The organism is Testudinibacter sp. P17/SS/0325 (assembly GCF_053570765.1).
Map to the genome: position 1 here is coordinate 1,528,204 of NZ_CM131635.1, position 25,711 is coordinate 1,553,914.

Annotated in this window: 22 protein-coding genes and 2 pseudogenes; 4 read left to right on the plus strand and 20 right to left on the minus strand. The window is 47.3% G+C overall.

Features of this window, described 5'->3' with window-relative positions; genetic code table 11:
• The first annotated feature begins 2 nt into the window (after positions 1 to 2).
• Positions 3 to 1,427: a dihydrolipoyl dehydrogenase gene (gene lpdA / locus ACWA50_RS07250; protein WP_431051158.1), complete on the plus strand. Its 1,425-nt coding sequence runs from the start codon at positions 3 to 5 to the stop codon at positions 1,425 to 1,427.
• Positions 1,428 to 1,497: 70 nt separating this feature from the next.
• Here the strand turns inward: lpdA and ACWA50_RS07255 are convergent.
• From ACWA50_RS07255 to ACWA50_RS07290, 8 genes and pseudogenes are all read right to left on the minus strand, one after another.
• Positions 1,498 to 1,830: pseudogene (locus ACWA50_RS07255) on the minus strand (transposase); the annotation flags it as partial.
• 60 nt (positions 1,831 to 1,890) lie between these two features.
• A pseudogene (locus ACWA50_RS07260) lies at positions 1,891 to 2,178 on the minus strand (transposase); the annotation flags it as partial.
• Between the two features lie 107 nt (positions 2,179 to 2,285).
• Positions 2,286 to 3,791, minus strand: a complete 1,506-nt coding sequence (locus ACWA50_RS07265; protein WP_431051160.1) for a PTS transporter subunit EIIC — start codon at positions 3,789 to 3,791, stop codon at positions 2,286 to 2,288.
• 117 nt (positions 3,792 to 3,908) lie between these two features.
• Entirely contained in the window at positions 3,909 to 4,787 is an 879-nt protein-coding gene (gene nanA / locus ACWA50_RS07270) for an N-acetylneuraminate lyase (RefSeq protein WP_431051162.1), read from the minus strand.
• A 20-nt stretch (positions 4,788 to 4,807) separates the two neighbouring features.
• Complete coding sequence (locus tag ACWA50_RS07275) at positions 4,808 to 5,674, minus strand: MurR/RpiR family transcriptional regulator (protein ID WP_431051164.1); 867 nt, start codon at positions 5,672 to 5,674, stop codon at positions 4,808 to 4,810.
• 23 nt (positions 5,675 to 5,697) lie between these two features.
• The gene (nanQ, locus tag ACWA50_RS07280; protein ID WP_431051166.1) at positions 5,698 to 6,168 is read right to left on the minus strand and encodes an N-acetylneuraminate anomerase; all 471 of its coding nucleotides are present in this window, start codon (positions 6,166 to 6,168) and stop codon (positions 5,698 to 5,700) included.
• A gap of 10 nt (positions 6,169 to 6,178) precedes the next feature.
• A complete protein-coding gene (locus ACWA50_RS07285; protein WP_431051168.1) occupies positions 6,179 to 7,063 on the minus strand; it encodes an N-acetylmannosamine kinase in 885 nt (294 codons plus the stop codon).
• Between the two features lie 27 nt (positions 7,064 to 7,090).
• On the minus strand, positions 7,091 to 7,777 hold the full coding sequence (locus ACWA50_RS07290) for an N-acetylmannosamine-6-phosphate 2-epimerase (RefSeq protein WP_431051170.1): 687 nt from the start codon (positions 7,775 to 7,777) through the stop codon (positions 7,091 to 7,093).
• A gap of 234 nt (positions 7,778 to 8,011) precedes the next feature.
• Between ACWA50_RS07290 and ansA the strand changes: the two genes are divergently transcribed.
• From ansA to arsC, 3 genes are all read left to right on the plus strand, one after another.
• Positions 8,012 to 9,022 (plus strand): asparaginase, encoded by a 1,011-nt coding sequence (gene ansA / locus ACWA50_RS07295; protein WP_431051172.1) that lies wholly within the window; start codon positions 8,012 to 8,014, stop codon positions 9,020 to 9,022.
• 126 nt (positions 9,023 to 9,148) lie between these two features.
• Positions 9,149 to 10,579, plus strand: a complete 1,431-nt coding sequence (locus tag ACWA50_RS07300) for an alanine/glycine:cation symporter family protein (protein WP_431051174.1) — start codon at positions 9,149 to 9,151, stop codon at positions 10,577 to 10,579.
• 102 nt (positions 10,580 to 10,681) lie between these two features.
• Positions 10,682 to 11,089, plus strand: a complete 408-nt coding sequence (arsC, locus tag ACWA50_RS07305) for an arsenate reductase (glutaredoxin) (RefSeq protein ID WP_431051176.1) — start codon at positions 10,682 to 10,684, stop codon at positions 11,087 to 11,089.
• Between the two features lie 298 nt (positions 11,090 to 11,387).
• On the opposite strand, the gene purA is transcribed toward arsC, so the two are convergent.
• From purA to pflB, 12 genes are all read right to left on the minus strand, one after another.
• Positions 11,388 to 12,683: an adenylosuccinate synthase gene (gene purA, locus ACWA50_RS07310; protein WP_431051178.1), complete on the minus strand. Its 1,296-nt coding sequence runs from the start codon at positions 12,681 to 12,683 to the stop codon at positions 11,388 to 11,390.
• A 169-nt stretch (positions 12,684 to 12,852) separates the two neighbouring features.
• Positions 12,853 to 13,737, minus strand: a complete 885-nt coding sequence (gene hflC, locus ACWA50_RS07315) for a protease modulator HflC (protein WP_431051180.1) — start codon at positions 13,735 to 13,737, stop codon at positions 12,853 to 12,855.
• Positions 13,737 to 15,071, minus strand: a complete 1,335-nt coding sequence (gene hflK / locus ACWA50_RS07320) for an FtsH protease activity modulator HflK (RefSeq protein WP_431051182.1) — start codon at positions 15,069 to 15,071, stop codon at positions 13,737 to 13,739. The genes hflC and hflK overlap by 1 nt, the downstream gene beginning before the upstream one ends.
• 126 nt (positions 15,072 to 15,197) lie before the next feature.
• Positions 15,198 to 16,214, minus strand: coding sequence for a LacI family DNA-binding transcriptional regulator (locus ACWA50_RS07325; protein ID WP_431051184.1), 1,017 nt, complete (start codon positions 16,212 to 16,214; stop codon positions 15,198 to 15,200).
• Positions 16,215 to 16,391: 177 nt separating this feature from the next.
• Positions 16,392 to 17,846 carry a glycoside hydrolase family 32 protein gene (locus tag ACWA50_RS07330; protein WP_431051186.1) on the minus strand — a complete coding sequence of 485 codons (1,455 nt, stop codon included), beginning with the start codon at positions 17,844 to 17,846 and terminating at the stop codon, positions 16,392 to 16,394.
• A gap of 21 nt (positions 17,847 to 17,867) precedes the next feature.
• Positions 17,868 to 18,803, minus strand: coding sequence for an aminoimidazole riboside kinase (locus tag ACWA50_RS07335; protein ID WP_431051187.1), 936 nt, complete (start codon positions 18,801 to 18,803; stop codon positions 17,868 to 17,870).
• A 150-nt stretch (positions 18,804 to 18,953) separates the two neighbouring features.
• Positions 18,954 to 20,402 carry a surface lipoprotein assembly modifier gene (locus ACWA50_RS07340; RefSeq protein ID WP_431051189.1) on the minus strand — a complete coding sequence of 483 codons (1,449 nt, stop codon included), beginning with the start codon at positions 20,400 to 20,402 and terminating at the stop codon, positions 18,954 to 18,956.
• A 62-nt stretch (positions 20,403 to 20,464) separates the two neighbouring features.
• Positions 20,465 to 21,532 (minus strand): factor H binding protein domain-containing protein, encoded by a 1,068-nt coding sequence (locus tag ACWA50_RS07345; protein ID WP_431051191.1) that lies wholly within the window; start codon positions 21,530 to 21,532, stop codon positions 20,465 to 20,467.
• A 277-nt stretch (positions 21,533 to 21,809) separates the two neighbouring features.
• Complete coding sequence (gene pflA / locus ACWA50_RS07350) at positions 21,810 to 22,550, minus strand: pyruvate formate lyase 1-activating protein (protein WP_431051193.1); 741 nt, start codon at positions 22,548 to 22,550, stop codon at positions 21,810 to 21,812.
• Positions 22,551 to 22,645: 95 nt separating this feature from the next.
• Positions 22,646 to 22,942: a putative toxin-antitoxin system toxin component, PIN family gene (locus tag ACWA50_RS07355; RefSeq protein ID WP_431051195.1), complete on the minus strand. Its 297-nt coding sequence runs from the start codon at positions 22,940 to 22,942 to the stop codon at positions 22,646 to 22,648.
• A gap of 99 nt (positions 22,943 to 23,041) precedes the next feature.
• A complete protein-coding gene (locus ACWA50_RS07360; protein ID WP_431051197.1) occupies positions 23,042 to 23,290 on the minus strand; it encodes an AbrB/MazE/SpoVT family DNA-binding domain-containing protein in 249 nt (82 codons plus the stop codon).
• A gap of 129 nt (positions 23,291 to 23,419) precedes the next feature.
• Positions 23,420 to 25,702, minus strand: coding sequence for a formate C-acetyltransferase (pflB, locus tag ACWA50_RS07365; RefSeq protein WP_431051199.1), 2,283 nt, complete (start codon positions 25,700 to 25,702; stop codon positions 23,420 to 23,422).
• Between the last annotated feature and the right edge of the window lie 9 nt (positions 25,703 to 25,711).

Sequence of the window (25,711 nt, forward strand, 5' to 3'; positions counted from 1 at the left end):
TCATGAGTAAAGAGATTAAAACGCAAGTTGTGGTATTAGGGGCGGGGCCTGCCGGTTACTCGGCGGCTTTCCGTTGTGCCGATTTAGGTTTGGATACGGTGATCGTCGAGCGTTATTCCACGCTGGGCGGGGTTTGCCTGAATGTCGGTTGTATTCCGTCTAAAGCGTTATTGCACGTTGCCAAAGTAATTGAAGAAGCCAAAGCGTTGGCAGAACACGGGATCGTATTTGGCGAGCCGAGCACCGATGTGGAAAAAATCCGCGGTTGGAAAGAAAAAGTGATCAACCAATTAACCGGCGGCTTGGCAGGCATGGCGAAAATGCGTAAAGTGCAAGTGGTGAACGGTTACGGCAAATTCTCCGGCGCTAACTCCTTGATCGTTGCCGGTGAAGAAGGCGATGTGACGATTAAATTTGATAATGCGATTATCGCCGCGGGCTCTCGTCCGATTCAATTACCCTTCATTCCACATGAAGATCCGCGTATTTGGGATTCGACGGACGCGTTGAAATTGAAAACCGTACCGGAAAATCTGTTGATTATGGGCGGCGGGATTATCGGTTTGGAAATGGGAACGGTTTATCACGCGTTAGGTTCAAAAATTGACGTAGTCGAGATGTTCGACCAAGTGATTCCAGCGGCGGATAAAGATATCGTTAAGATTTATACCAAACGTATCGAGAAGAAATTCAACCTGTTGCTAGAAACCAAAGTGACCGCGGTGGAAGCGAAAGATGACGGGATCTATGTTTCGATGGAGGGCAAAGCCGCCAATGAAACCCGCCGTTATGACGCGGTATTGGTCGCAATCGGCCGTACGCCGAACGGTAAATTGATTGACGCCGGTGTTGCCGGGGTTGAAGTGGATGAGCGCGGCTTTATCCGCACCGACAAACAAATGCGCACCAATGTCGATCATATTTTTGCGATTGGTGATGTGGTTGGTCAACCGATGTTGGCACACAAAGGCGTACACGAAGGACACGTTGCCGCGGAAGTGATCGCGGGCAAAAAACACTACTTCGATCCGAAAGTGATTCCGTCGATCGCTTACACCGAGCCGGAAGTGGCGTGGGTTGGTAAAACCGAGAAAGAGTGTAAGGCCGAGGGGAGCAATTACGAAGTGGCAACCTTCCCATGGGCGGCTTCCGGTCGTGCGATTGCCTCTGACTGTTCCGACGGGATGACCAAACTGATTTTCGATAAAGATTCACACCGTGTTATCGGCGGCGCAATCGTCGGTACTAACGGTGGCGAACTGTTAGGTGAAATCGGCTTGGCAATCGAAATGGGCTGTGATGCGGAAGATCTTGCCTTGACCATTCACGCGCACCCGACCCTGCACGAATCCGTGGGTTTGGCGGCAGAAGTGTTCGAAGGTACCGTAACCGATTTACCGAACGCCAAAGCGAAAAAGAAAAAATAGTTGAGGTCATCAACTAATCTCATTGAAAACCGTAGATCCTCTTTGATCTGACCCCACAAAGTTGGACTGCTTAATGAACGGATTGAGTTCGATATTGTATCGGGCTTAATCCTTTTAATTTTCCCTGAATTCTTTCAGTATTGTAATACTCAATATATTGATGAACCGCCTGCTCAATGTCATCTGCCGTATCAAATTGCCGAACATAAAAACATTCTGTCTTCAGCCTGCCGAAAAAACTTTCCATTGCGCCATTATCCAAACAATTTCCCTTTCTCGACATACTGATTTGAATCTGATTATCTGCCAATATCTTGCGATAAGACGGCATTTGATACTGCCAACCTTGGTCTGAATGTAATATCGGCATTGCCTCCTTCGGTAACTTATTCACGGCTTGTTGTCCTTTGGGCTTATCAATCAGTCCATTTATGCCAAATTTATTGAACCGTTGCAACCATTGATAAACAACACTGCCGTTTGATACGCCCAATTTCAGTGCAATTTGGTCAAAGGTCAGTTCGGTGTGTTGTAAATATTCAATGGCTTTCAGCTTATCTTCAAGCCTATATTTTCGTGGTATATGTAGGACGGCTAGCCCATCAAGACCGGAATATTGATATTGTGCAACCCAGTGACGAATACAGCGTGGTGCAACTTGAACGTGTTTTGATGTTTGACTGAGAGATTGAGCATGTTGAAAGTAATATTCAACGATTTGTTGTTTCAATACTTGGGTATATTTAGTCATAAAAATCTGCACCTTAGTCAGTTGGTTTTGCAGTCCAACTTTTGGGGTGCAGATCAGATTTGATATGCAAGGGATTTTTATTAGAAGCTATTTTTTAAATGTTCAGGCTAATCTTCTAACCCGAGAATTTGATTAACTTCACTCTTATACAACACCGCTTTGGCGCCAAAAATCGCTTGGATACCGCCGCCGACTTCGAGTACATCAATTGCACCAATCTTTTTCAAGCCGGCTTTATCCACTTTTTTCACGTCTTTGAGCGCCACGCGTAACCGAGTGATACAGGCGTCTACGTGTTCGATATTCTCTTTTTCGCCAAGTGCGGTGATAATTTTCACTGCATTCTCATGTAAGTCACTGTTGGCTGAAACCGCACTTTGGTTTTCTTCGCTTTGGCTGTCATCATCACGTCCCGGGGTCATCACATTGAATTTGATGATTAAGAAGCGGAAGGTAAAATAATACAGCGCCGCCCAGGGCAAGCCGACCAACACCACCCGAATCCAGTTGGTTTTATCGTCACCTTGCAAAATCCCGAACAACAGGAAGTCGATAAAGCCGCCGGAGAAGGTGTTACCAATAGAAATATTCAGAATATCAGCGATGTAGAATGATACCCCGTCGAAAAACGCATGGATCACATATAACCACGGCGCAACGAACAGGAACATAAATTCAATCGGTTCGGTGATCCCGGTTAAGAATGAGGTCAAAGCAACGCCTAAGAACAAACCGCCGAACAGTTTACGCCGTACTTTCGGTACGCAATGGTACATTGCCAAACAAGCCGCCGGCAAACCGAACATCATGGTGTCAAAACGCCCGGCAAAGAAACGCGTACCTTCGGTAAACAACCCCTGATGATTTGGATCAGCTAATTGGGCAAAGAAGATTTTTTGCGCTCCGGCAATCGCACTACCTGCGACTTGTTCCACGCCACCCAGTTCGGTGTACCAAAACAGCGGATAAATCATGTGGTGCAAGCCGATCGCACCGGACAAGCGCATTAAGAAACCGTAGAAAAATGTGCCGATTGCGCCCATTTTTGCAATTCCTTCCCCGGCACTGACCAGCCAACCTTGGAATGTCGGCCAGACTAAGAAAAAGAACACACCGACAAAAATTGCGGCAAATGCAGTCACAATCGGTACAAAGCGGGAACCGCCGAAGAAGCCGAGCATTTGCGGCAATTGGATATTGTGGTAACGGTTATGCAGCCATACCGCCAGCAAGCCCATCACCAACGAGCCGATCACCCCGGTGTCAATACCACTCGCCTCAGGAGTAAAAATCGCTAACAATGCGCTGATGGTACCGGTCATAATCAAATAACCGACCACCGCCGCCAATGCTGCCGTACCTTTATCACGGTTAGCTAAACCAATGCCCAAACCGATACACAATAACAGCGCAAGATTGGCAAAAACCACGGTTCCTGCCGCCGCCATCACTTTAAAGATACTCTGCAAGAAATCGTTATCCAAAATCGGATAAGCTAAAATCGTGGTTTGGTTCGACAGTGCGCCGCCAATCCCGAGCAACAAACCGGCAGCCGGTAAAATAGCAATCGGCAGCATAAAGGCTTTACCGACTTTTTGTAGTGTTTTAAACATATAAGCCTCCTTTTTACTTACAAATAAAAAAGATGAACCGCTCGACTATTCATCGTTGAGTCCATCTTTGATTTTTAAAAAACGTGAATTATATCCGCAAGTGCGGTATGCGGTAACTTACAGATAGTTGGCTTTCAATTCTTTTGCAACGGCTACTTGTTCCGCGGTTAATTCTTTGGTCATCGGTTCGCGGCAATAACCTGCGTCTACGCCATCCAGCTTCAACAACTCTTTGATGGTCAGATATAAACCGTTGCCCAAAATACCTTCGATTAAATCATTGGTAACGTGTTGGATTTCTAACGCTTCCTCGATCTGTCCGGCTTGCGCTTTTTCAAAGATTTGACGCGCACGGATACCGTTGACGTTGAAGGTACTGCCGATTGCGCCGTCCACGCCCAATACCGCGGCAGGTAACATCATTTCGTCGAAGCCCGCCCAGATTAAGTGGTTCGGATAGGCTTTTTTCAAGCGCTCCAACAGATAGAAGTCACCTGCGGTGAATTTTACGCCGATGATTTTTTCGTTTTCATACAATTCGCCGAATTGCGCTACGCCGATATTCACGCCCGTTAAGAACGGAATGGAGTACACGATCATGCGGTTGCCGGTGGCTTCGATAATAGTGTTATAGAAGTGTTTGATTTCGGCAAAGCTGAATTTGTAGTAGAACGGTGTCACCGCAGACAAACAGTCATAGCCTAATTCCGTGGCATATTTACCCAATTCAACCGCTTCTTTCAAATTCACGCTGCCCACTTGTGCAATCAACGCGATTTGATCTTTGGCTTCATCTTTGGCAATGCGGAAAATTTCTTTTTTCTCTTCGGTGGACAACATAAAGTTTTCACCGGTGCTGCCGCCGACATACAAACCGTCCACTTTCATTTTATCAATGTTATGGCGCACGATTTGACGCAAGCCTTTTTCATTAATGGTTCCGTCCTCATTGAATGAAACCAGCAATGCGCTGAAAATACCTTTTAAATCTTTCATGAAATCTCCTAAAAATTAGATTATTTAATACGTTGTTCAAGAATAACGTTTAATGTTTTTTGTTTTTTACTCATCGAATTATCCGGCTCTGCTTGTACCAACAGGGCGTAGATTAAATCCATGACAAATAACTGGGAAATTTTGGTACCGATGGAGTCGCCTTGCAGTTGCCCTTGTCGATTGCCGTTAATCAGCACATAATCCGCAACTTCAGTAATCGGCGAACGTAGATTATGGGTAATCGCAATGGTTTTTGCCCCATTGGCTTTGGCGATTTTTAATGCTTGTGTGGTTTCGATTGAATAACCCGAATGGCTGATACCGATCACAATATCCTGATCATTCATCAAGGAAGCCTGCATATACATAAAATGGTTGTTGGTGAGTGCATCCACCTGCAAGCCGATACGCAAGAATTTATGTTTGGCATCTTCCGCGGTCAAACCGGACGAACCGACACCGAACACGAAAATCCGTTTTGAACGGCGAATGGCCTCGACCGCTCTTTCCAATTCATTGAAATCCAATAAATTGATAGTTTCGCTAATCACATTCGACAGCACGCTTTGCAGTTTCAGCGCAATTTCACTCGGCTCATCCTCACCGCCAATTTGAGTGTCTAACAGCGAACCGTTCTCTTTGTTTTGGGTTGCCAACTCAATTGCCAAATCCAATTTAAAATCGGTATAGCCTTTAAAGCCTAAGGTACGACAAAAACGAATAAAAGTGGCTTCACCAACATCCAGTTTCGCTGCGACTTCAGATAATGAACATTGATTTAGTAAATCCGGAGAGGTCAGAATCGCGGACGCAATTCGTTTTTCCGTCTTTGTCAAACTGCTTTGCAATGCACCTATGGTATCTAAAATTTTTCCACCTTGATTCATGACATACTCCTATCGATCAAATTTTATAATAATGTATAAGGAATTTTGACAACCAGTTTTTTCACCTTATGGCTTTGTCCCGCCACATTACAGCCCGGTTTATGCGGCTCATACGGGAAAAATACGGCAAACATTTTCGGTTGCAATACAATACTGTTTTTATTCTCAATTTCTACCGCTGTCAATTGGTAATCATCATCTTCGTGATAAGCTTCATAATTACTCAGATCCGGATTGCCGACGCCGAATTCTATTTGCTCCGTACCGGAGATTAACACTTGTACATCCAGATAACGGTGGTGCAATTCCGCTTTTTTACTCGCCGCCTCTGCCGTGTCAAATTCCATCACGTTCATGAAAATATCGGCAGTGATGTCGTGGCGTCCCAATTCCAACGCCGCCAAATCTTGTCGGTTTAAATAATCGCACACGTCTGCAATTACCGCCGGCAACCCAAGATTTACCTGTTCTTTCGTCAAATCAGCCAAAATCATATTTCAGTCCTTACCTTTTGTTTTTTAAACTAGCCTGCATCCAAAGTGCGGCGCCTACCAAGCCGGCGTCTTGCCCGCAAACCGCGGGTACGACATCGGTGTGATAAAAGTGCGGTAACCGCCGTAGATATTCGCGCACTAACGGTAGATAACCGTCGGCCAAACCGACGCTGCCGCCCACGGCAACCCGCTGAATATCATTACTAATCACTAAATCGGCAATCAGATTGGCAATTGCCAGCGCCGAACGCTGCACCACCGCAACCGCTTCAGGCACGCCTTGACGGAAACGTTCGAACACTTCTTTCGGTTCGCACGGATTTTCCCACTGTGCCGCCGTGGCTTCAATCGCCCTGCCGGCGGCAACCGCCTCCACACAACCCCGTCTGCCGCAGCCGCAAACCGGACCGTTCGGATCCGCCAACGTATGCCCGATATGACCCGCCACCCCATTTGGACCGATTTGCAATTCGCGGTTCAGAATCATACCACCGCCGACACCGGTCGAAACCGTGATAAAAACAAAATTATCCACTTTTTCATCCAGTAATGCATATTCTGCATAAGCGGCTGCCTGCACGTCATTTAGCAAACCTATCGGATGGCGGGTGTGTTTTGCGATAGTGTCACGCAACGGGAACTCCGCCAAACCGCCCAAATTTTTCGGATTAAGTGCGGTCAGGACACCGTTATTGATAATCCCGGTCGAAGCAACGGCAACCGCGTCAAACATCCCGTTATAATGCCGTAATAATTCGGACAGCACATTTGCCATACCTTCGGCTGATTTATCCTGCGGCGTTTTTATCTGTCGGCGCTGTTCAACGACCTTGCCCGTCACCAACGCGCTGGCAATCTTAGTTCCGCCAATATCTATCGCCAAACAACATCTCATCTTTTCCGAACCCCTACTCTTTGCGCGTTATTTTACCGCATTGATTTTATTCACGAACCAGCTGACGATATGCTCCAAACGGGTCAATGCCGAACCGACCGTCACGGAAAATGCGCCGTTTTCGATTGCCAACGCCGCCAATTCCGGTGTGTTGTAACGCCCTTCCGCCATAACGCGGCAACCGGACGCTTTCAGATCTTGCACCAATTTAATATCAGGATCTTTCGGAATTGCGCCGCCGGTATAGCCCGACATCGTACTGCCGATTAAATCCACGCCTAAATTCTGGCAATACATCCCTTCTTCGTAATTGGAGCAATCCGCCATTGACAAACACCCCAATTCCTTAATTTTGGCAACCAATACGTCACGCGTTTCAGGGCGCACGCGATCGGTGCCGTCAAAGGCGATAATATCCGCCCCGGCCGCCGCCAGCGCTTCCACATCATGTAAAAACGGCGTAATCCGCACCGGGCTGTCATCCAGATCACGTTTCACAATGCCGATAATCGGCACATTCACCTTGCTGCGCGTGGCTTTTAAATTCTCGATACCTTCAATGCGCAAGCCTGCCGCGCCGCCGTTCACCGAAGCTTGCGCCATTGCCGCCACGATTTCCGGCGAATCCATCGGCCCATCATCGACCGGTTGGCAAGACGCAATTAATCCCTGTTCAAGTGTTGCCAAGATTTGTTGTTTTGTAAGTTTTGACATTTTAACTCCATGCATTATAGTGCCAAAGAAGATTAACTTCATTGAACATAGAGTAATACTTCATTTCAAACAGAACAAGAGAAATCGTTGCAAAATGAGATCTAAGTCAAATTTAACTTCCAGAAAACATTTTGCTTGTATGGTTAAAAAAAGAAAACCGCAATTGACCGCACTTTTTCCGTTAAAAAGACTTATACTATATTTTCTTTTTTCGCTACGGCCTCAAGCAACCCCATGAACAAAAAATCTATCTATATTGCCTATACCGGCGGTACCATCGGGATGAAACCGTCGAAATACGGCTATGTGCCGCAGCCGGGCTTTATGACCAGCTATCTGGCCGCATTGCCGGAACTGCAACGTCCGGAAATACCGCACTTTACCGTACACGAATATCCCGAATTGATCGATTCCGCCAATATGACTCCGGCACACTGGCAGCAAATTGCCGACGATATCAAAAAACACTACGGCCGCTATGACGCGTTTATCATTCTGCACGGCACGGATACCATGGCGTACACCGCTTCGGCACTCTCTTTTATGTTTGAAAATCTGACCAAACCGGTGATTATCACCGGCTCGCAAATCCCCATTTCCGGGTTGCGCTCCGACGGTTTAAGTAATTTGCTGAATTCATTGTATCTGGCGGCACATTATCCAATCAGCGAAGTCACATTGTTTTTTAACAACCGCCTGTTGCGCGGCAACCGTAGCACCAAAAGCCACGCCGACGGTTTCGACGCCTTTTCTTCTCCCAATTATCCGGCATTGATTGAAGCGGGAATCACGATTTCCGTCAATAACGCCGCATTAAATCTGTTACCGCGCGGCGAATTTAAATTGCGCACCATCACGCCGCAACCGATTGGGATTGTGATGTTATATCCGGGAATCTCCCCGGAGGTGATTCGCAATGTCTTGCAGCAACCGGTGAATGGCTTAATTTTACTGACTTTCGGTATCGGCAATGCGCCGAATACGCCGGAAATTCTGTCGCTACTGCAACAGGCCTATGATGACGGCATTATCGTGTTGAACCTCACACAGTGTTATGCCGGGAAAGTCAATATGGAGAGTTATGCCACCGGTAATGCCTTGGCGAATGTCGGGGTGATCAGCGGTTATGATATGACGGTCGAAACCGCACTTGCCAAGTTACACTACCTCCTCAGCCAAGATCTCAGTATTGATGAGGTGCGGCATTATTTACGCCAAAATTTACGGGGAGAGCTCACACTTTAGTAATCTGTTTATGGGGAAAGTGCGGTTTACAATTGACATCTAACCGCACTTTGCTAGTATTTTCAGCGCGAAAGCTTATTCCATTTTATTATTACAACACTAACAGGAAAACAACGGACTAACGTTATGGACTATATCCAAGCACTCTTTAATATTATCGACACCCTGACTTGGGGCTGGGCGTTGATTCCAATGCTGATTATTTTCGGCCTATTTTTTACTATTATCGGTGATTTTGCGCAGTTTAAATACTTTAAACGGATGTTTAAATTTCTGCGTAATGAGCCGAATAAACACGGCAAAAACCAAATCAGCGGCCGCCAAGCGCTATTCGTATCTATCGGCGGACGCGTCGGCGGCGGCAATATCGCCGGGGTGGCGGTTGCCATCTCCATCGGCGGCCCGGGTGCGGTTTTCTGGATGTGGGTTGTGGCCCTCGTCGGCATGATGACCAGTATCGTCGAATGCACCCTAGCCCAATTATATAAACACAAAACCGCTGACGGACATTTCCGTGGCGGTTCGGCGCGTTTTATTCTGCACGGATTGGGCGCGAAATACCGTTGGATGGCGATCGCTTATTCGATCTGCTTAATGCTTTCTTTCTCGATCGGTTTCAACGCATTCCAAGGCAATACCGTCGCCGGCGCGGTGCTGGACAGCTTGCAAATTGATCGGATGTGGACAGGGATTCTGCTGGCGATTGTCGGCGGTGCGATTATCTTTGGCGGGATCACCCGGATCTCTAAAGTCTCGGACGTGATTATTCCGATTATGGCATTTGCTTATATCTTTATGGCATTAACCGTGATCGTGATGAACATCGGCGAAATTCCCGCGTTAATCATGACGATTGTTAAAAATGCCTTCGGCATTGATTCCGTGGTCGGCGGCGGCATGGGGATTGCGATTGCGCAAGGTATGCGCCGCGGATTATTCTCGAACGAAGCAGGCTTAGGCTCTGTGCCGAACGTTGCTGCTACGGCGCACGTCAGCCACCCGGTCAGCCAAGGGATTGCCCAATCATTATCGGTGTTTATCGACACCATCATTATCTGTAGCTGCACCGCTTTCATTATTTTATTGGGTAACGTTTACGTACCGGGTGCGGAAATCGACGGCGTAGTATTAACCCAACAATCCCTTGTCAGCCACTTCGGCGAATGGGCGAAATATTTATTAACCTTCTCGATTTTGTTGTTTTCGTTCAGCACCATTATCTACAACTATTACTTAGGCGAAAACGCACTGAGCTTCCTGTTCTACGGCAAAAAGGAGCAGCTGCCGATTCTCATCCTACGTTGTGTCGTGATTGTCGTATTGTTCCTCGGCGCAACCGCACCGGGAGCAACTTCGGTCTTCTTCTTCTCTGATCCACTGATGGGTTTGTTAGCCCTATTGAACTTGCTGGCGTTGATCATGCTGTTCCCACAAGTGGTACGCTTGATGAACGACTACCGCCGACAGCTAAAACAAGGCGTGGAAGAACCGGTCTTCAACCCTGAGCAATTCTCGGATTTGGATATTGATCGCGAAGCATGGAAAGTACAAAAATAACGTTCCTTGCGAAATAAAATAAGAGTAAAGTGCGGTTTGGCGGTGATGATCATCATGAGCCGACCGCACTTTTCAATGGTTAACAGATAAGAGGAGAATAACATGAATAACGTCACAATTTATCACAACCCGGAATGCGGCACCTCGCGCAATGTCTTGGCTTTGCTCCGCCATTGCGGCATTGAGCCGACGATTATCCATTATTTGGAAAATCCGCCCGATGAAACCGAACTGCGTAATTTACTGGAGCAGATAGCTATCAGCCCGCACGAATTATTGCGCCGTAACGTTGCGCCATATCACGATTTGGGACTGGATAAAGATAATGTCAGCGACGAACAAATTATTGCGGCAATGCTGCAAGCGCCGATTTTGATTAACCGCCCGATTGTCATCACGGAGAAGGGCTGTAAGTTATGCCGCCCGTCCGAAGCGGTGTTAGACATCCTGCCTATCGCCTTGCCTACTGTCTTCTACAAAGAAGATGGCGAAGCGGTTCATCCATTATAAGGCCGGCATAATCGCAAAAATAAAAAACCGTACAAGGGATTTGAGATTGCTGACAAACTGACTTCTCTCCCTCCGCGTGCGGAGGGAGTACCGTTTTTCGCAAGAAAAATGGGGAGGGAGGGGTAATATGAAAATGCAACATATTACTTTTTAACATTCTTTATGCCTCCCTCCGTCCTTCGGACACCTCCCTCCGTATACGGAGGGAGGGAAATGATTAGAGCAAGAGACTTTATCATCCGCCTGAAATCCCTTGTAGATCAATACAAGGGATTTGTTTTTTATAACAGGATGTGTATTACGCAAACGGATCACGTAAAATCATGGTCTCGACACGATCAGGGCCGGTGGACAGAATATCAACCGGTACGCCGGTTACTTCTTCAATCCGTTTGATATAATCGCGCGCGGTTTGTGGCAACTGATTAATATCGGTAACGCCGAACGTATTTTCCGACCAACCCGGTAAGGTTTCATAGATTGGCTCGACATTTTCCCAGTTTTCCGCCGCTGTCGGCGCATATTCCACGATGGAGCCGTCCGGCATTTTGTAGGCAACGCAGATTTTCAGTTGCTCAAATCCGTCCAAGACGTCTAATTTGGTCATGCAGAAACCGGAGATCGAATTGAGTTGAATCGCACGGCGTACTGCAACCGCGTCAAACCAACCGCAACGACGCGGGCGCCCGGTAACCGCCCCGAATTCATTGCCTTTTTTGGCAATTTCCACCCCAATTTCGTCAAACAGTTCGGTGGTGAACGGACCGCCGCCGACACGGGTGCAGTAGGCTTTGATGATCCCTAATACATAATCCAAGTGACGCGGCCCGTAACCGGCGCCTGTCGCCACACCGCCCGCGGTGGTGTTGGAACTGGTCACATACGGATAAGTACCGTGGTCGATGTCCAACATTGTGCCTTGCGCCCCTTCAAACAGGATATTGTCACCGTTTAAGCGCGCTTTGTCTAAAATGGTCGGAATATCGGCAACCATTGCAGTGATGATGTCGGCAATGGCAAAAATCTCAGTTAGGGTTTTGTCGTAATCAACCGGCTCGACTTTGTAATAATTGACTAATTGGAAGTTATAGTATTCCAAGATGTTTTTCAATTTTTCAGCGAAGGTTTCACGGTTGAACAGATCGCCGACACGCAAGCCGCGACGGGCGACTTTATCTTCGTAAGCCGGACCGATACCGCGACCGGTCGTCCCGATGGCTTTTTTGCCCAGCGCCGCTTCACGGGCATGATCCATCGCAACATGGTAAGGTAAAATCAGCGGACAGGCTTCGGAAATCAGCAAGCGTTCGCGCACCTTGACACCGCGGCTTTCCAGTTCGCCCATTTCTTGCATTAATGCCGCAGGGGAGAGCACCACGCCGTTGCCGATCAGGCAGGTGACGTTATCGCGCAGAATACCGGACGGAATCAGGCGCAAGACGGTTTTTTCACCGTTGATAATCAAGGTATGACCGGCATTGTGGCCGCCTTGATAGCGCACCACATATTTGACGCGATCAGTCAGTAGATCAACAATTTTCCCTTTTCCTTCGTCGCCCCATTGCGCGCCGAGGATTACAACACTTTTCCCCATAATAATTTTACCTTTTAAGATGTACGGATTCGCAACTGTTTACTTTACTATTTTCCGTTATTAACTACAATCAAAGTGCGGTATTTTCTTGTATTTTTTAAGTAAAAAACAACAGGTAAAAATAAAAGCCCTAGCGGCGGCTAGGGCTTGTTTAGTGCTGACATTCGTTTTAGTTTTCCGGTTGCATATAGCGGAAGAAATCGCTGCCCGGTTTTAGAATCATCATATTACCGGCGTTTTTAAAGCTCTTTTCATAGGCTTTCAGGCTGCGTACAAAGCTGAAAAATTCCGGTTCGTTGCGGAATGCGTCAGAATAGACTTTGGCTGCGGTGGCGTCGCCGCTACCGCGTAATTCTTGTGCCGTTTTATTGGCGTTTGCCAAAATCACCGTCACGCGACGATCAACATCGGCTTGGATAAACGCCGATTTCTCACGCCCTTGCGAACGGTGTTCCCGTGCGACCGCATCCCGTTCGGCGCGCATACGCTGATAAATTGATGTTGATACCTCTTGTGGCAGATTGATTTGTTTCACGCGCACATCAACCACTTGAATCCCTAAATCCGAAGCGCTGTCCGCCCCGCTGTTTAAGGCGTTCAAGGCACCGGTCATCAACTCGCCGCGCGTGCCGGAGACAATGTCTTTAATCGTTCTGGAACCGATTTCCGAACGCAAACGGTCATTGACTTTACGCCGTAACAAGTTGTCGGCATAGGTGTAATCGCCACCGCCGGTACTGGTGTAGAAACGCCCGAAATCGCTGATCCGCCATTTCACATAAGAATCGACCAACAAATCTTTTTTCTCGACGGTGACGAAGCGATCCGCTTGTCCGTCTTGGGTTTGGATTTTGGCATCCAGCACTTTGATATTGTCGATAAACGGCACTTTAAAGTGAATGCCCGGATTATAGATAGTGACCTTGTTATCGGCGTCACGCAGCACTTTGTTAAAGCGCAACATAATCCCGCGCGATCCTTCGTTGATCACCACAATACTGGAATACAGAATAGCCGCCAGTAGAATAATGACCGGCAATAAAAACTTACGCATTATTCGAATCTCCCTTGGCGAGTGCTGTTTTCATAGCGTTCTTCTTGTTGTGAGCCTATATAGCTGTTTTCATTATTGGTTGAAGCGGCAGGCGACGGCGTGCGAACCGGCGTATTTCGGTTTGCCGCACTACCCAGTGCGGTATTGGTATTCGCCCCTTTTGCTTGTGGCGCGTCTGTCTTTTCGACCGCACTTTCAGCCGCTTTTTTCTGATTCAACATTTGTTCCAACGGTAACACGGTCAGATTGTTGCCGCCGGTGGAATCCAACATCATTTTCGGGGTTTCCGCCATAATGTTTTCCATTGCTTGAATATACAGCCGTTCACGCAATAATTCCGGTGCGGCTTTATATTCCGGTAGCAGTTGTTGGAAGCGTTCCACTTCCCCTTGTGCGTCCAATACCACTTGTTCTTTATACGCGGTGGCTTGCTCGACGATACGCTGTGCGTCCCCGCGCGCAATCGGCTCGGCTTCACGGGCATAGGCTTCCGCTTGGCGGATAAAGCGTTGTTCGTCTTCTTGGGCTTTGATCGCGTCGTCAAACGCGTCTTTCACTTGCTCCGGCGGACGGGCGGACTGGAAGTTGACATCAATCACCTCTAAGCCCATGTCGTACGGCTTGATGACATTTTCCAGATAACGCCAAGTGTCTTCACGTACTACCGAACGCCCGGTGGTCAAAATATCGTCCATCGTCATGTGGCCGATCACATAACGCAGCGCGCTGTCGGTGGCTTGCGACAGGCTGTTTTCCGGATTGGTGACACTGAACAGGAATTTTTCCGGATTATTGACCCGATATTGCACCGTCATTTCCACCACGACCATGTTTTCATCTTGAGTCAGCATGCTGCCTTGGGTTTTCAGTTCGCTGATTTTTTCGATATTCACCGGACGGACTTGATCGATAAAGGTCGGTTTCCAGTTCAAACCCGGTTGCACAATCGAATTGACTTTGCCGAAACGCAACACCACGCCGCGCTCGGCTTCTTTCACGGTGTAAAAACCGCTGACGCCCCACACGATTGCGCCGATCACCGCCGCAACCGGTAACAGTTTACCGAAATTGAACGCCGGTGCATTATTGTTGGATTGACGGTTATTGTTTCCTCCACCGCCCATTTTTTTCAGCAGATTATTGAAAATATCTTCTAAATCCGGCGGACCTTGTTGTTTATTGCGTTGCGAATGTGGCTGTTGCTCGGGTTCAGGATTGTTTTGCCAATCTTGTTGCCCCGAATTGTTATCGGGCTTTTTTTGCCCGCTTTGCCCCGGTTTGCCCCAAGGGTCTTGATCTGAATTATGGTTGTTATCCGAACCATTCCACGACATAGTTGCGATTTCTCCGTCAGTTAAAAATAAGCGGCGTAACAAAAAATTGTAACAATCCGCTAACTCAAGCAGTTTTCGATTGTATCATTTACGCATAGGATTGCCAGTCTTTTTGCTGTAAGGGTTTTATTCATCGCGCCAACACAGCTCGGCAGGGATAATTTTATTTTGCACCGTTTTCTTATCCAGCAATTTCAGAATGGAAGCAAACAGTTGGTTGGCGATCTGTTGATGATCTTGTCGAATCGAATTGATATGAAACGGCAGGCAATTCAGCAGTTCATAGTCATCAAATGTCGCGAGGTGTAAGCGCCTTGAGCTAAGGTGATCCAACAGGTTTTTTTCGTTCAAAAAACGCAACACGCCGACCAGCAAGCCGTAAGAGGCAACAAAAATCGCCTGCGGTAAGCGGCCTAAATCGTGCAACAGTTCCGCCATCATTTGATAGCCCGATTCGGAATGATAATCGCGATGTTTTATCCAGTCATCTTGCAAGGTTAAACCGCCTTGTCGTAAACCGCACTTGAAGCCTTGCAAGCGCGCTTCGCTCGGTGTGAGCCGCAACAGACCGCCGAGATAATAAAACTCGCTTAAGCCGTGTTTTTTGATCATGCCGCTGACCATTTGCGTGACCGCACTTTGGTCATCTGTAATCACATAGGGCACATCGGCATCTCGGATAAAACGGTCTAACTGAATTGTCGGAATCGTGCCTAAGTGCGGATAGTGTCGTTTGCTTTGCTGAATCGGCGTGGTGATTAATAAATCGATTTGCCGTTCCAACAGGTTTTCAATCGCTTTGCTTTCCAAGTGCGGTTGCTCATCAGAACAGCTGATAATCAGTTGTAAGCCGTGGTTACGGCACAGTTTTTCCAAAATGCGGCTGGTTTGGGCAAAGCCGAAGTTGGAAAAATCGGGAATCACCAAACCGATGGTGTTCGTGCGCTGTGATTGCAACGCTTTGGCATAAATATTGGCGCGATAGTGATGTTGTTGCGCAATATCCAAAATTTTTTGCCGGGTTTCGTCTTTAATCCGAAACTCGTCGGCACGTCCGTTCAGCACCATGCTGACGGTGGTTTTGGAAACACCGCTGAGTTCGGCAATATCGTTCAGCGTACAGCGTTTGGGTTTAGCGATCATGTTTTCTTTATTGGTATAAACCGTAATTTCGTAGGGGCGGATGATATATCCGCCCGAACGGAATATTGCGTTTTTCTTTTGTTGATGAAATGCTTATACCGCACTTCGTACTCGGGCGGATATATCATCCGCCCCTACTTTATTTCATTCACTTGTAGCGTAATTATCAGATTTTGATTACTCCGCCAAATACGTAATCGGCTCTAATACCGCACTTTCAATTTCTAACCGGCGCGAACTTTGCAGCGTGTTTTGTCGATTTTTAATAAAAAAGCGCGAAGTTAGGGCTTTTTCGCCGCCGTTTAAGAAAATTTCGATCACCGAACGGTCAATAAAAATGTCCACCTGTTGTAAATCTGCAATCGCACAATAACGCTGTTCGCCCAAGCTCAACATACTTTCCGTTTGTTCGGTTGCGCGGCGATCCAAACAGAACACGTCGTTTTGATAACTTAACGTTAGATGTTGCCCTTCGGCATTATCAAACAGTTGCAAGCTAAAATCGCTGTTTTGCGGGTTAAATGTTAGATAACGGCAATCCAAATCCGCCAATTCCGTGGCTTGTTGCAACGAAAGTGCGGTCAGGTTTTGCGGATAATACTGTTCGAGCGGGGTTTGATAAATCCGATTATTTTTCAAGGTCAAACGGCGCGGCATGGTGAGGGTGGAATGCCAGCCGTATTCATCGCTCGGATACTGTAAATCCGGCAACCCAACCCAGCCGAGCATGACCGCACTTTGGCTGTTATCCAATCCGGCAAAGGTTTGCGGTGCGTAAAAGTCGAAACCGTAATCCAATTCGGCAAAGGCTTCCACTTCAAAATCCAACTTATCCAGTTTGCCGATCACATAGGTGGAATGGTAGTTATTTTGGAACTGCCGTGCTTCACGTTGTTTGCCTTGCGGTGACCAAATAAACAGATCTTTGTCGCCGATTTTCAGCAGATCAGGGCATTCCCACATAAAAATATGGCGGTTGTCGAAATCCGATAGGGTCAGTTCGCCCAACAGTTGCGGCGGCGTGTTGATATTGTCCATTTCAAACACGATTGCCGTGCCGCTTAAATCCTCACGTTGCGCACCGCAAATAAACCGCACTTTGCCGTCGGCAGTGAAATACGGCTTCGGATCACGCACGTGTTCGCTGTAACCGGTCGGGGCGCAGGTCACCAAGGGGTATTTATCCAGCAATTTTCCCTCTTTGCTGAACACGGCGATATTTTGGTACGGAATGCGTGCGTTATCACTGCTGCGGCGGGTGTTGCCGGTGTAAAACGCGGCGATGTAATCTCCTAACGGCAATGCGCCGCCGGAATAACAACCGTGTGATTCGAACATTTCGGTCGGAATCAGCGGATCGGCGAGGGTAAAGTGTCGGAAGTCAGGCGTGGTATAGTGCAGCCAGTGTTTCATACCGTGCATGGCACTGTAAGGATACCATTGGTAAAAAATGTGGTATTTCTCACCGTCGAACACCAAGCCGTTCGGATCATTGATTAAGCCGAACGGCGCGGTCAAATGGTAATCAGGGCGGAAATCCTGATCAGCGGCAACCTGTGCCGCCACCGTATCGAGTTCGCCCTCTTCGGCGGCAAGCAGACTTTTATATTTTCCCTGATTGAAAATCAACATCGGATTTCCCCTTTCTGTTAATTAAGCCGATTGCGCCAAATAATCGGCTAACTGTTGCTGATTCGGCAATGCCGCCATTGCGCCTTTGGCGGTGGTGGCTAGTGCGCCGCAAGCATTGGCTTGGCGGATAATCGGCACAAGATTCTCCCATTGCTGCCAGTTTTCGGTTTGCGATAAGCCGGCAAGCAAACCGCCGACAAAAGCGTCGCCTGCGCCGGTGGTGTCCACCGCTTGCACCGCTTTGCCGCTAATCAGTTGCTGTTCACCATTCAAATGCACCAACGCCCCGGCTTTGCCCTTGGTAACAATAATCAGTTTTTGCGGATAATAGGCGGTGATGGTTGCCAAAGCCTGTTCTAAGGTCTCTTTTTCGGTCAGCAGGGTGAGTTCTTCTTCGGAAAATTTCAGCACATCCGCCAACTCAACTGCCTGCATGACAGTCATGCGCATAATGTCCTCATTTTCCCACAGCGAAAGACGCAAATTCGGGTCGAACGACACCATGCCGCCGATTTGTTTGACTTGCTGCATTGCATTCAGCGTCGCTTGTTGTGACGGGTTATTCAACAACGCAATCGAACAGCAATGCAACCACTCGCCACGGTTAAACTGCGGTACATCGTCGCTTTGCAGAAACTGATCCGCACTGGGATTGACCATAAAGGTGAAACTGCGCTCGCCGTCGTCGTCCAAATCGACCACCACCGTCGACGTGCGGTTTTGCGGATCAAGCAGCATGAAATCGGTGTTGACGTTTTCTTGCTGTAAGACGTTTTTCATAAAACGCCCGAGCGGATCATCGCCCACCCGCCCGATAAACGCGCTTCTTCCGCCCAGTCTGGCAATCCCGACGGCAACATTGGCAGGCGCGCCGCCGGGCGCTTTAATATAGTGATTCTCTCCCTCGGGAATCAAATCCACCACCGCGTCACCTAATACCCATACTTTTTGTCTCATACTGTTACCTTTCTACTTGCTGGAAGATTTGGCTAAAATTTTAGCTAAAACGGTTTAGGTAGGCAAGGAAAGTGCGGTTTTTCTTGAAAGTAGGACTGGAAAATGTGATCTGGATCTAAAAAGTGCGGTCGTGAAACCGCACTTTGGTGATTAAAATGTCTTTTCAAAAATCAGATTGGCATTTTTCTGCGTATAGGAATACATCGACGGCAGGTTGCTGGCTTGTTTTTTCCAGTTGAAATGCAGCTTCGGCGTAATGCCCCAAACGTGCCAGTCGCGTTTCCACAGGGTTAAATTCACGTTATAAATCTTATCGTTGCGCACTTTACCGAGCGGAATCATCTCGCCCAATTTGGCTTGGTCTTTGTAGTGGCGTTGGGCGTAAGACAAGCCCAAACGCGAGGAAGTGCCCCACTGCCACTCTTGCCCCCAACCAAGGCGCAGAGTGCGAGTATTGTTGCTGTATTGCCACACACGGGTTTGTTCCCGATTGTAATCGCTACCAAAATAGAAAAATTGGCGCGGGCTGCGTAACCACAGCAGGGTGGCGGAAGCCAGTTGGCTATGTCCGTTCAGGTTTTGGTTGTCATAATAATGCTGTTCGGCGTGTTCCAGTGCGGTTGAAAGTTGCCAGTTGGCGTTTAGCCAGCGGCGATATTCGCCCCGCACCCCGTTCGCCCACTTATACGATTGATTGCCGTACCAGCGTTTTTCATAAAACGGCAACACGGAAAGCGTTTGCAGCGCACTTTTATGGCTGTAACCGAGGTAAGTGCGGTGATAAATGTCATCGTAAGCGTGATTATCCCAAAAATTCTTACCGAACAGTTCCGTGCCAAAATGCAGATAATGGGCGGCGCTCAGGTTGAAATCCCGCTCCAGACTGAATGAGTAGGCAATGCCGTGTGCCGACTGCGGCAGCATACGCTCGTCTTTGACAAAGCCGGTGTTCTCGATTTCACGGTTGGACGAGGTGTTATTGACATTGCCGTCACGCAAGTAATAGGCACTGAAACGGCTTTGCCAGCCGCTGCGTTGCTGCAATGCGTCCAGATAGGAATCAATCAGCTTGACCACCGGCGCAGGCACGCCGACCGCACTTTTGGCTTTTTCAAACTGATCGCGTGCCGCATTGTCTTGTCGATCTTGAAACAGGCTTTTTGCTAATTCAATGCGCACCGGATTGAGGTCGGGATTGACGGCGAGGATTTCACGAAAACGGCTAATCGCCAGCGGATAATCTTGCGCCAGTTGCGCAAGAGTGGCTTCGGCAAATTGAATTAAAATTGGATCATGCTGCGCAAAAGTGCGGTAAATCGCCAGCAATTCTTGAATCAATTCAGGGTTGCGTTGCTGCAAAGCAAGATTGAGCCAATCTTGGGTTAATTGCGGACTTGCCAACAATTGCGCCCGACTCACCCGCAACGGCGGCACCGCACTTGGCGTTGAATCGTCCAGGGTTTTCAATGGCGCAGTTGGCAACGCGATATTTTGAATGCTGTCAGGTTGCGTTGTTTGCTGAATCGGAGTCGAGGTTTCTGCTACCGCACTTAACGCACAAAGTGCGGTTAGGCTTGTTACTAAAAGAGATTTTTTCATGTTTTTTCTTAAAAAGAGAGGCGCAGGTGCGCCTCAATTAATTTGTTATACAACCTAAATAATTATTTGGCAGCATTAAACACGGCTTTGGTTTCATATCCCCATCGATCGGTTAATGTTGCTGAACCAGCCACTTCAGCTGCACCACGTCCCATAAATTTTCCTTCATAAGTACCGGAAAGTGGCATATCCATTAGACCTTTATCGGTGGTTTTAGCATTACCTGTAAAAGTGATTTCGCCATTTTTAGCGGTAATTGCTGTTTTGGAGAGTTCAGTTTCTCGCCAAATATTTTCGAAGTGCATTTGAGTTATATCACCAGAAATGGTTTTTTTATCAAAGTCAGCATTGAGTGTAACCGTACCTTCTGAAATATTGTCAGTAATGGCGATATAACTTGTTCCTTGATATTTAGCAGAGCCTTTTAACGTTTCTAATTCATTGGCGTTTGTTGCTCGTCCGGAGTAGATTACCATCGCATCGTTGGCATTACGTCCATTGACTGTGCCAGTAGCTGAAACACCGGCAATACCGGAGTCATTTAGGTTATTGCTGTAAGTATCATAAGCTGCTTCGATGTTTAATACTTTACCGTTAGTCACGGAACTACTGCTTACGGATTGGCTAGATCTTCCTTTGCCGGAGCCATCCGCAGCGACTAATTTGGCTAAACCATCTTCATTTGTCCAAGTGTCTTTTTTAATAGGCTCTAAAATGTCGCTGTTATTTAAAGATGTTGCGGTATAAACATAGGCGTTGGGTTCAGTACGCGCTAATTCGGCTAAACGAGCTTCTTCAGCTTTACGGGCTTCTTCGGCTTTACGGGCTTCTTCGGCTTTACGGGCTTCTTCGGCTTTGCGCACTTCTTCAGCTTTACGGGCTTCTTCGGCTTTGCGAGCTTCTTCGGCTTTACGCGCTTCTTCGGCTTTACGGGCTTCTTCGGTTTTACGCGCTTCTTCAGCTTTACGCGCTTTTTCGGCGGTGGAATTATCGGTAGCCGGTGTCACTGTTGTTGATGTATTGGTGTTTGCGGCAGGTTTATTGTTTGATCCGCCACCCGACGATCCGCAAGCGACTGCGCCGAGAGAGATTAAAATAGCCAAAGCAGTGGTTTTTATTGTGGGTTTCATAAAATATTCCTTATGGTTTACGCTTAGAAAAATGTAAATAAAATTCACAGTTAATGATTTCTTCACTCCAAAACAGATAAAAAATCATTAAACTTTCTCAGTTTAAAAAAAAAAAAAAAAAACAAGGCTTTAGCGATCTTTATGCGGAAACTTTGATCTTTGTCACATTAGAAATAAAAATGGAGTAAAATTTCAAAAAAGAGAGGGGGAAGTTCAGAGAAAAAATAGAAACGCGCTATCGGTAGAAGAGCGGATAGCGCGTTGAAAAAGAAGTGAATTAGTAAATCACGTTGTTGTGATAACGCGACAGAATCGCTTGGATATGATCCATTTTTTCTTTGCTTGGCGGCAGTACGTCTTCCAGCTCGTATTTTTCGCCCATCGCTTCCCATTTGTGTTGTCCCAAACGGTGATAAGGCAGCAGTTCGATTTTTTCGATGTTTTGCATATCTTTGATAAATTCGCCGAGCAGAGTGACGGAGTGATCGTCGTCGGTGTAGCCCGGCACGACCACATAACGAACCCATGTGCGTTGGTTGCGTTTTTGCAGGTAGCGGGCGAATTCGAGGGTGCGCTTGTTCGGCACGCCGATCAGGTTGTGGTGAATGGTATCGTCAAGCTGTTTCAAATCCAGTAGCACCAAATCAGTGACATCAAGCAGCTCGTCAATCACGTTGTCGTAACGGCGCACAAAACCGTTGGTATCCAGACAGGTGTGAATGCCTTGTTCTTTACAGGCGCGGAACCAATCGCGCACAAATTCCGCCTGCAAAATCGCTTCGCCGCCGGACGCGGTTACGCCGCCACCGGACGCGTTCATAAAATGACGGTAGGTCACCACTTCTTTCATCAGCTCTTCAACCGTGATTTCTTTGCCGCCGTCTAAATCCCAAGTGTCGCGGTTGTGGCAGTATTTACAGCGCATTAAACAGCCTTGTAAAAACAGGATAAACCGAATCCCCGGCCCGTCCACCGTACCACAGGATTCGAAAGAGTGAATGCGTGCTTTAATCGTCATAGCAGTACCAAAAATGCAAAATTAGAGAGTAAAAGTGCGGTCAATTTTACCTGAAACAACCGCACTTTGCGATAGAAAGTCTGATTTGAATGTGGTTAGGTGTATTTTTCAAGGAATTGGGCTGGGGTTAAAATTTCAAGTGGCAGGTATGTTAATGCTACAAAATCTTTATCACCGGTGATTAATATATCAACATTTTCTAAAAGTGCGGTCGCAATCACCGGATAGTCTTTTTCATCTCGAATATAAACATCCAAATTAAATTTGGTTGGTGTATAGACTAATTCATAGCTGATGATAGAAAGTAAGCGATCAATAACCTCTAATTTATGGGGGAATTTTCGTTCCATAACGGTTTGTAATTCATTTGCAACGTAAGATGCAAGTACCATTGTGTTTTCAACAGCAACGACTTCGATTAAGCGGGTTCATTCGCGCTGACGGAAAAAGCAATGCAGATAGTAATACATTAGTATCTAACATGATTCGCATTAGCTTGCTTTCCTTAGCATTTTGATTAATTCAACTACATCATCTTCAGAGTACAGCCCGGCTTTTTCCGCTTCGCCTTGGAAAGCTCGCTGTGCTTCTTTTATGGCTAACATCGTGGAATTCAGAATTTCAACTTTGCCGTTGTTTTCAACAAATAATAATTTATCGCCTTCTTTCAAATTTAATTTTTTGCGAATAGCGATAGGAATGGTGATTTGCCCTTTTGAGGTGATTTTTGCAAGTTCCATGATATACTCCTTTCATTCCTTACTATTCAGGAATTCTTTTTTTTGGGATTGTGACACAGTTTGATCTAGCGTGCAAGCAACAAAAAACCCCGCCAATCGGCGGGGCTTGGGAGTGAGATTAAACCCGAATTACATGGTTTGGGTAAAGGTACGGGTAATCACGTCTTTTTGTTGTTCTTTGGTCAGCGAGTTGAAACGTACCGCGTAGCCGGAAACACGGATGGTTAATTGCGGATATTTTTCCGGGTTTTCCATCGCGTCTAACAACATTTCACGGTTCATCACGTTAACGTTCAGGTGCTGTCCGCCTTCGATCGTCGCTTCGTGGTGGAAGTAACCGTCCATTAAACCTGCCAAGTTGCGTTTTTGCGCTTCGTAATCTTTACCTAACGCATTCGGTACGATAGAGAAGGTGTAAGAGATCCCGTCTTTGGCGTAGGCAAACGGCAGTTTGGCAACCGAAGTCAGGGAAGCCACCGCACCTTTTTGGTCACGGCCATGCATTGGGTTCGCTCCCGGTCCGAACGGCGCACCGGCACGGCGACCGTCCGGAGTGTTACCGGTTTTTTTGCCGTAAACCACGTTAGAGGTGATGGTCAATACCGATTGGGTTGGCACTGCATTACGATAGGTTTTCAGTTTTTGAATTTTCTTCATGAAACGTTCAACCAAGTCACAGGCGATATCGTCAACACGGCTGTCGTTGTTACCGAATTGCGGATATTCGCCTTCGATTTCGAAGTCAACCGCAATACCGTCTTCATCACGAATCGGTTTCACTTTGGCATATTTAATTGCGGACAAGGAGTCGGCGGCAACAGACAGACCGGCGATACCACACGCCATGGTGCGATACACATCACGATCATGCAATGCCATCAGTGAGGCTTCGTAGCTGTATTTGTCGTGCATGTAGTGAATGATGTTAAGTGCGGTCACATATTGTGTCGCCAACCAGTCCATAAAGCTGTCTAAGCGGTTCATCACATCATCGTAATCCAAATATTCGCTGGTGACTTTATCGGTTTTCGGACCGACTTGCATTTTCAGTTTTTCATCAATACCGCCGTTGATTGCGTATAACATGGTTTTTGCCAAGTTCGCACGGGCACCGAAGAACTGCATTTGTTTACCGACGATCATCGGGCTGACGCAGCAGGCGATGGCGTAGTCATCGTTGTTGAAATCAGGACGCATTAAGTCATCGTTTTCGTACTGTACGGAAGAGGTGTCGATAGACACTTTGGCACAGTAACGTTTGAAACCGTCAGGCAGTTTTTCAGACCACAGAATCGTCATATTCGGTTCCGGAGACGGCCCCATGGTGTAGAGCGTGTTCAAGAAACGGAAGCTGTTTTTGGTGACCAGGGTGCGACCGTCCAAGCCCATACCGGCTAAAGATTCGGTTGCCCAGATTGGATCGCCGGAGAACAGTTGATCGTATTCCGGGGTGCGCAGGAAACGCACCATACGCAGTTTCATCACCAAATGGTCGATTAATTCTTGCGCTTGTTCTTCGGTGATTTTGCCGGCTTGCAGATCACGCTCGATATAAATATCCAAGAAAGAGGATACGCGACCGAATGACATCGCCGCACCGTTTTGTGATTTCACCGCCGCCAAATAAGCGAAGTAAGTCCATTGCACCGCTTCTTGTGCGTTAGTCGCAGGGCCGGAGATATCGTAGCCGTAGCTCGCTGCCATTTGTTTGATTTGACCTAAAGCGCGGTGTTGTTCGGCAATTTCTTCACGCAATTGGATTGTCATTTGCAAATCTTCGCCTTTTTCCAAGCGTTCTTGCAACGAACCGAATTGTTTGAATTTGTCTGCCATTAAGAAATCAATTCCGTACAGCGCGACACGGCGGTAGTCACCAATGATACGCCCGCGACCGTAAGCGTCCGGTAAACCGGTTAACACCCCGGATTTACGGCAGCGCAGAATGTCAGGAGTGTAAACGTCGAACACGCCTTGGTTGTGGGTTTTACGGTATTCGGTGAAGATTTTTTTCACTTGCGGATCCAGTTCGCGACCGTAAACTTGGCAAGAACCTTCCACCATTTTGATCCCACCGAATGGAATGATCGCACGTTTTAATGGCGCATCGGTTTGCAAACCGACGATTTTTTCCAAATCTTGTTGGATATAACCTGCCGCATGGGAGGTGATGGTGGAGATGATGGAGGTATCGAAATCATACGGTTCGTGGGTTTTGTTTTCCACTTTGATCCCTTCCATCACTTTTTCCCATAATACGTCGGTCGCAGGAGTCGCGCCGGCGAGGAAAGCTTCGTCACCTTCATACGGGGTGTAGTTCAATTGGATAAAATCGCGTACATTGACATTTTGCTGCCAGTCGCCGCCTTTAAATCCCGCCCAAGCCTGTTGCTGAAGTTCAGTTAATTGTGTCATAGCAATACA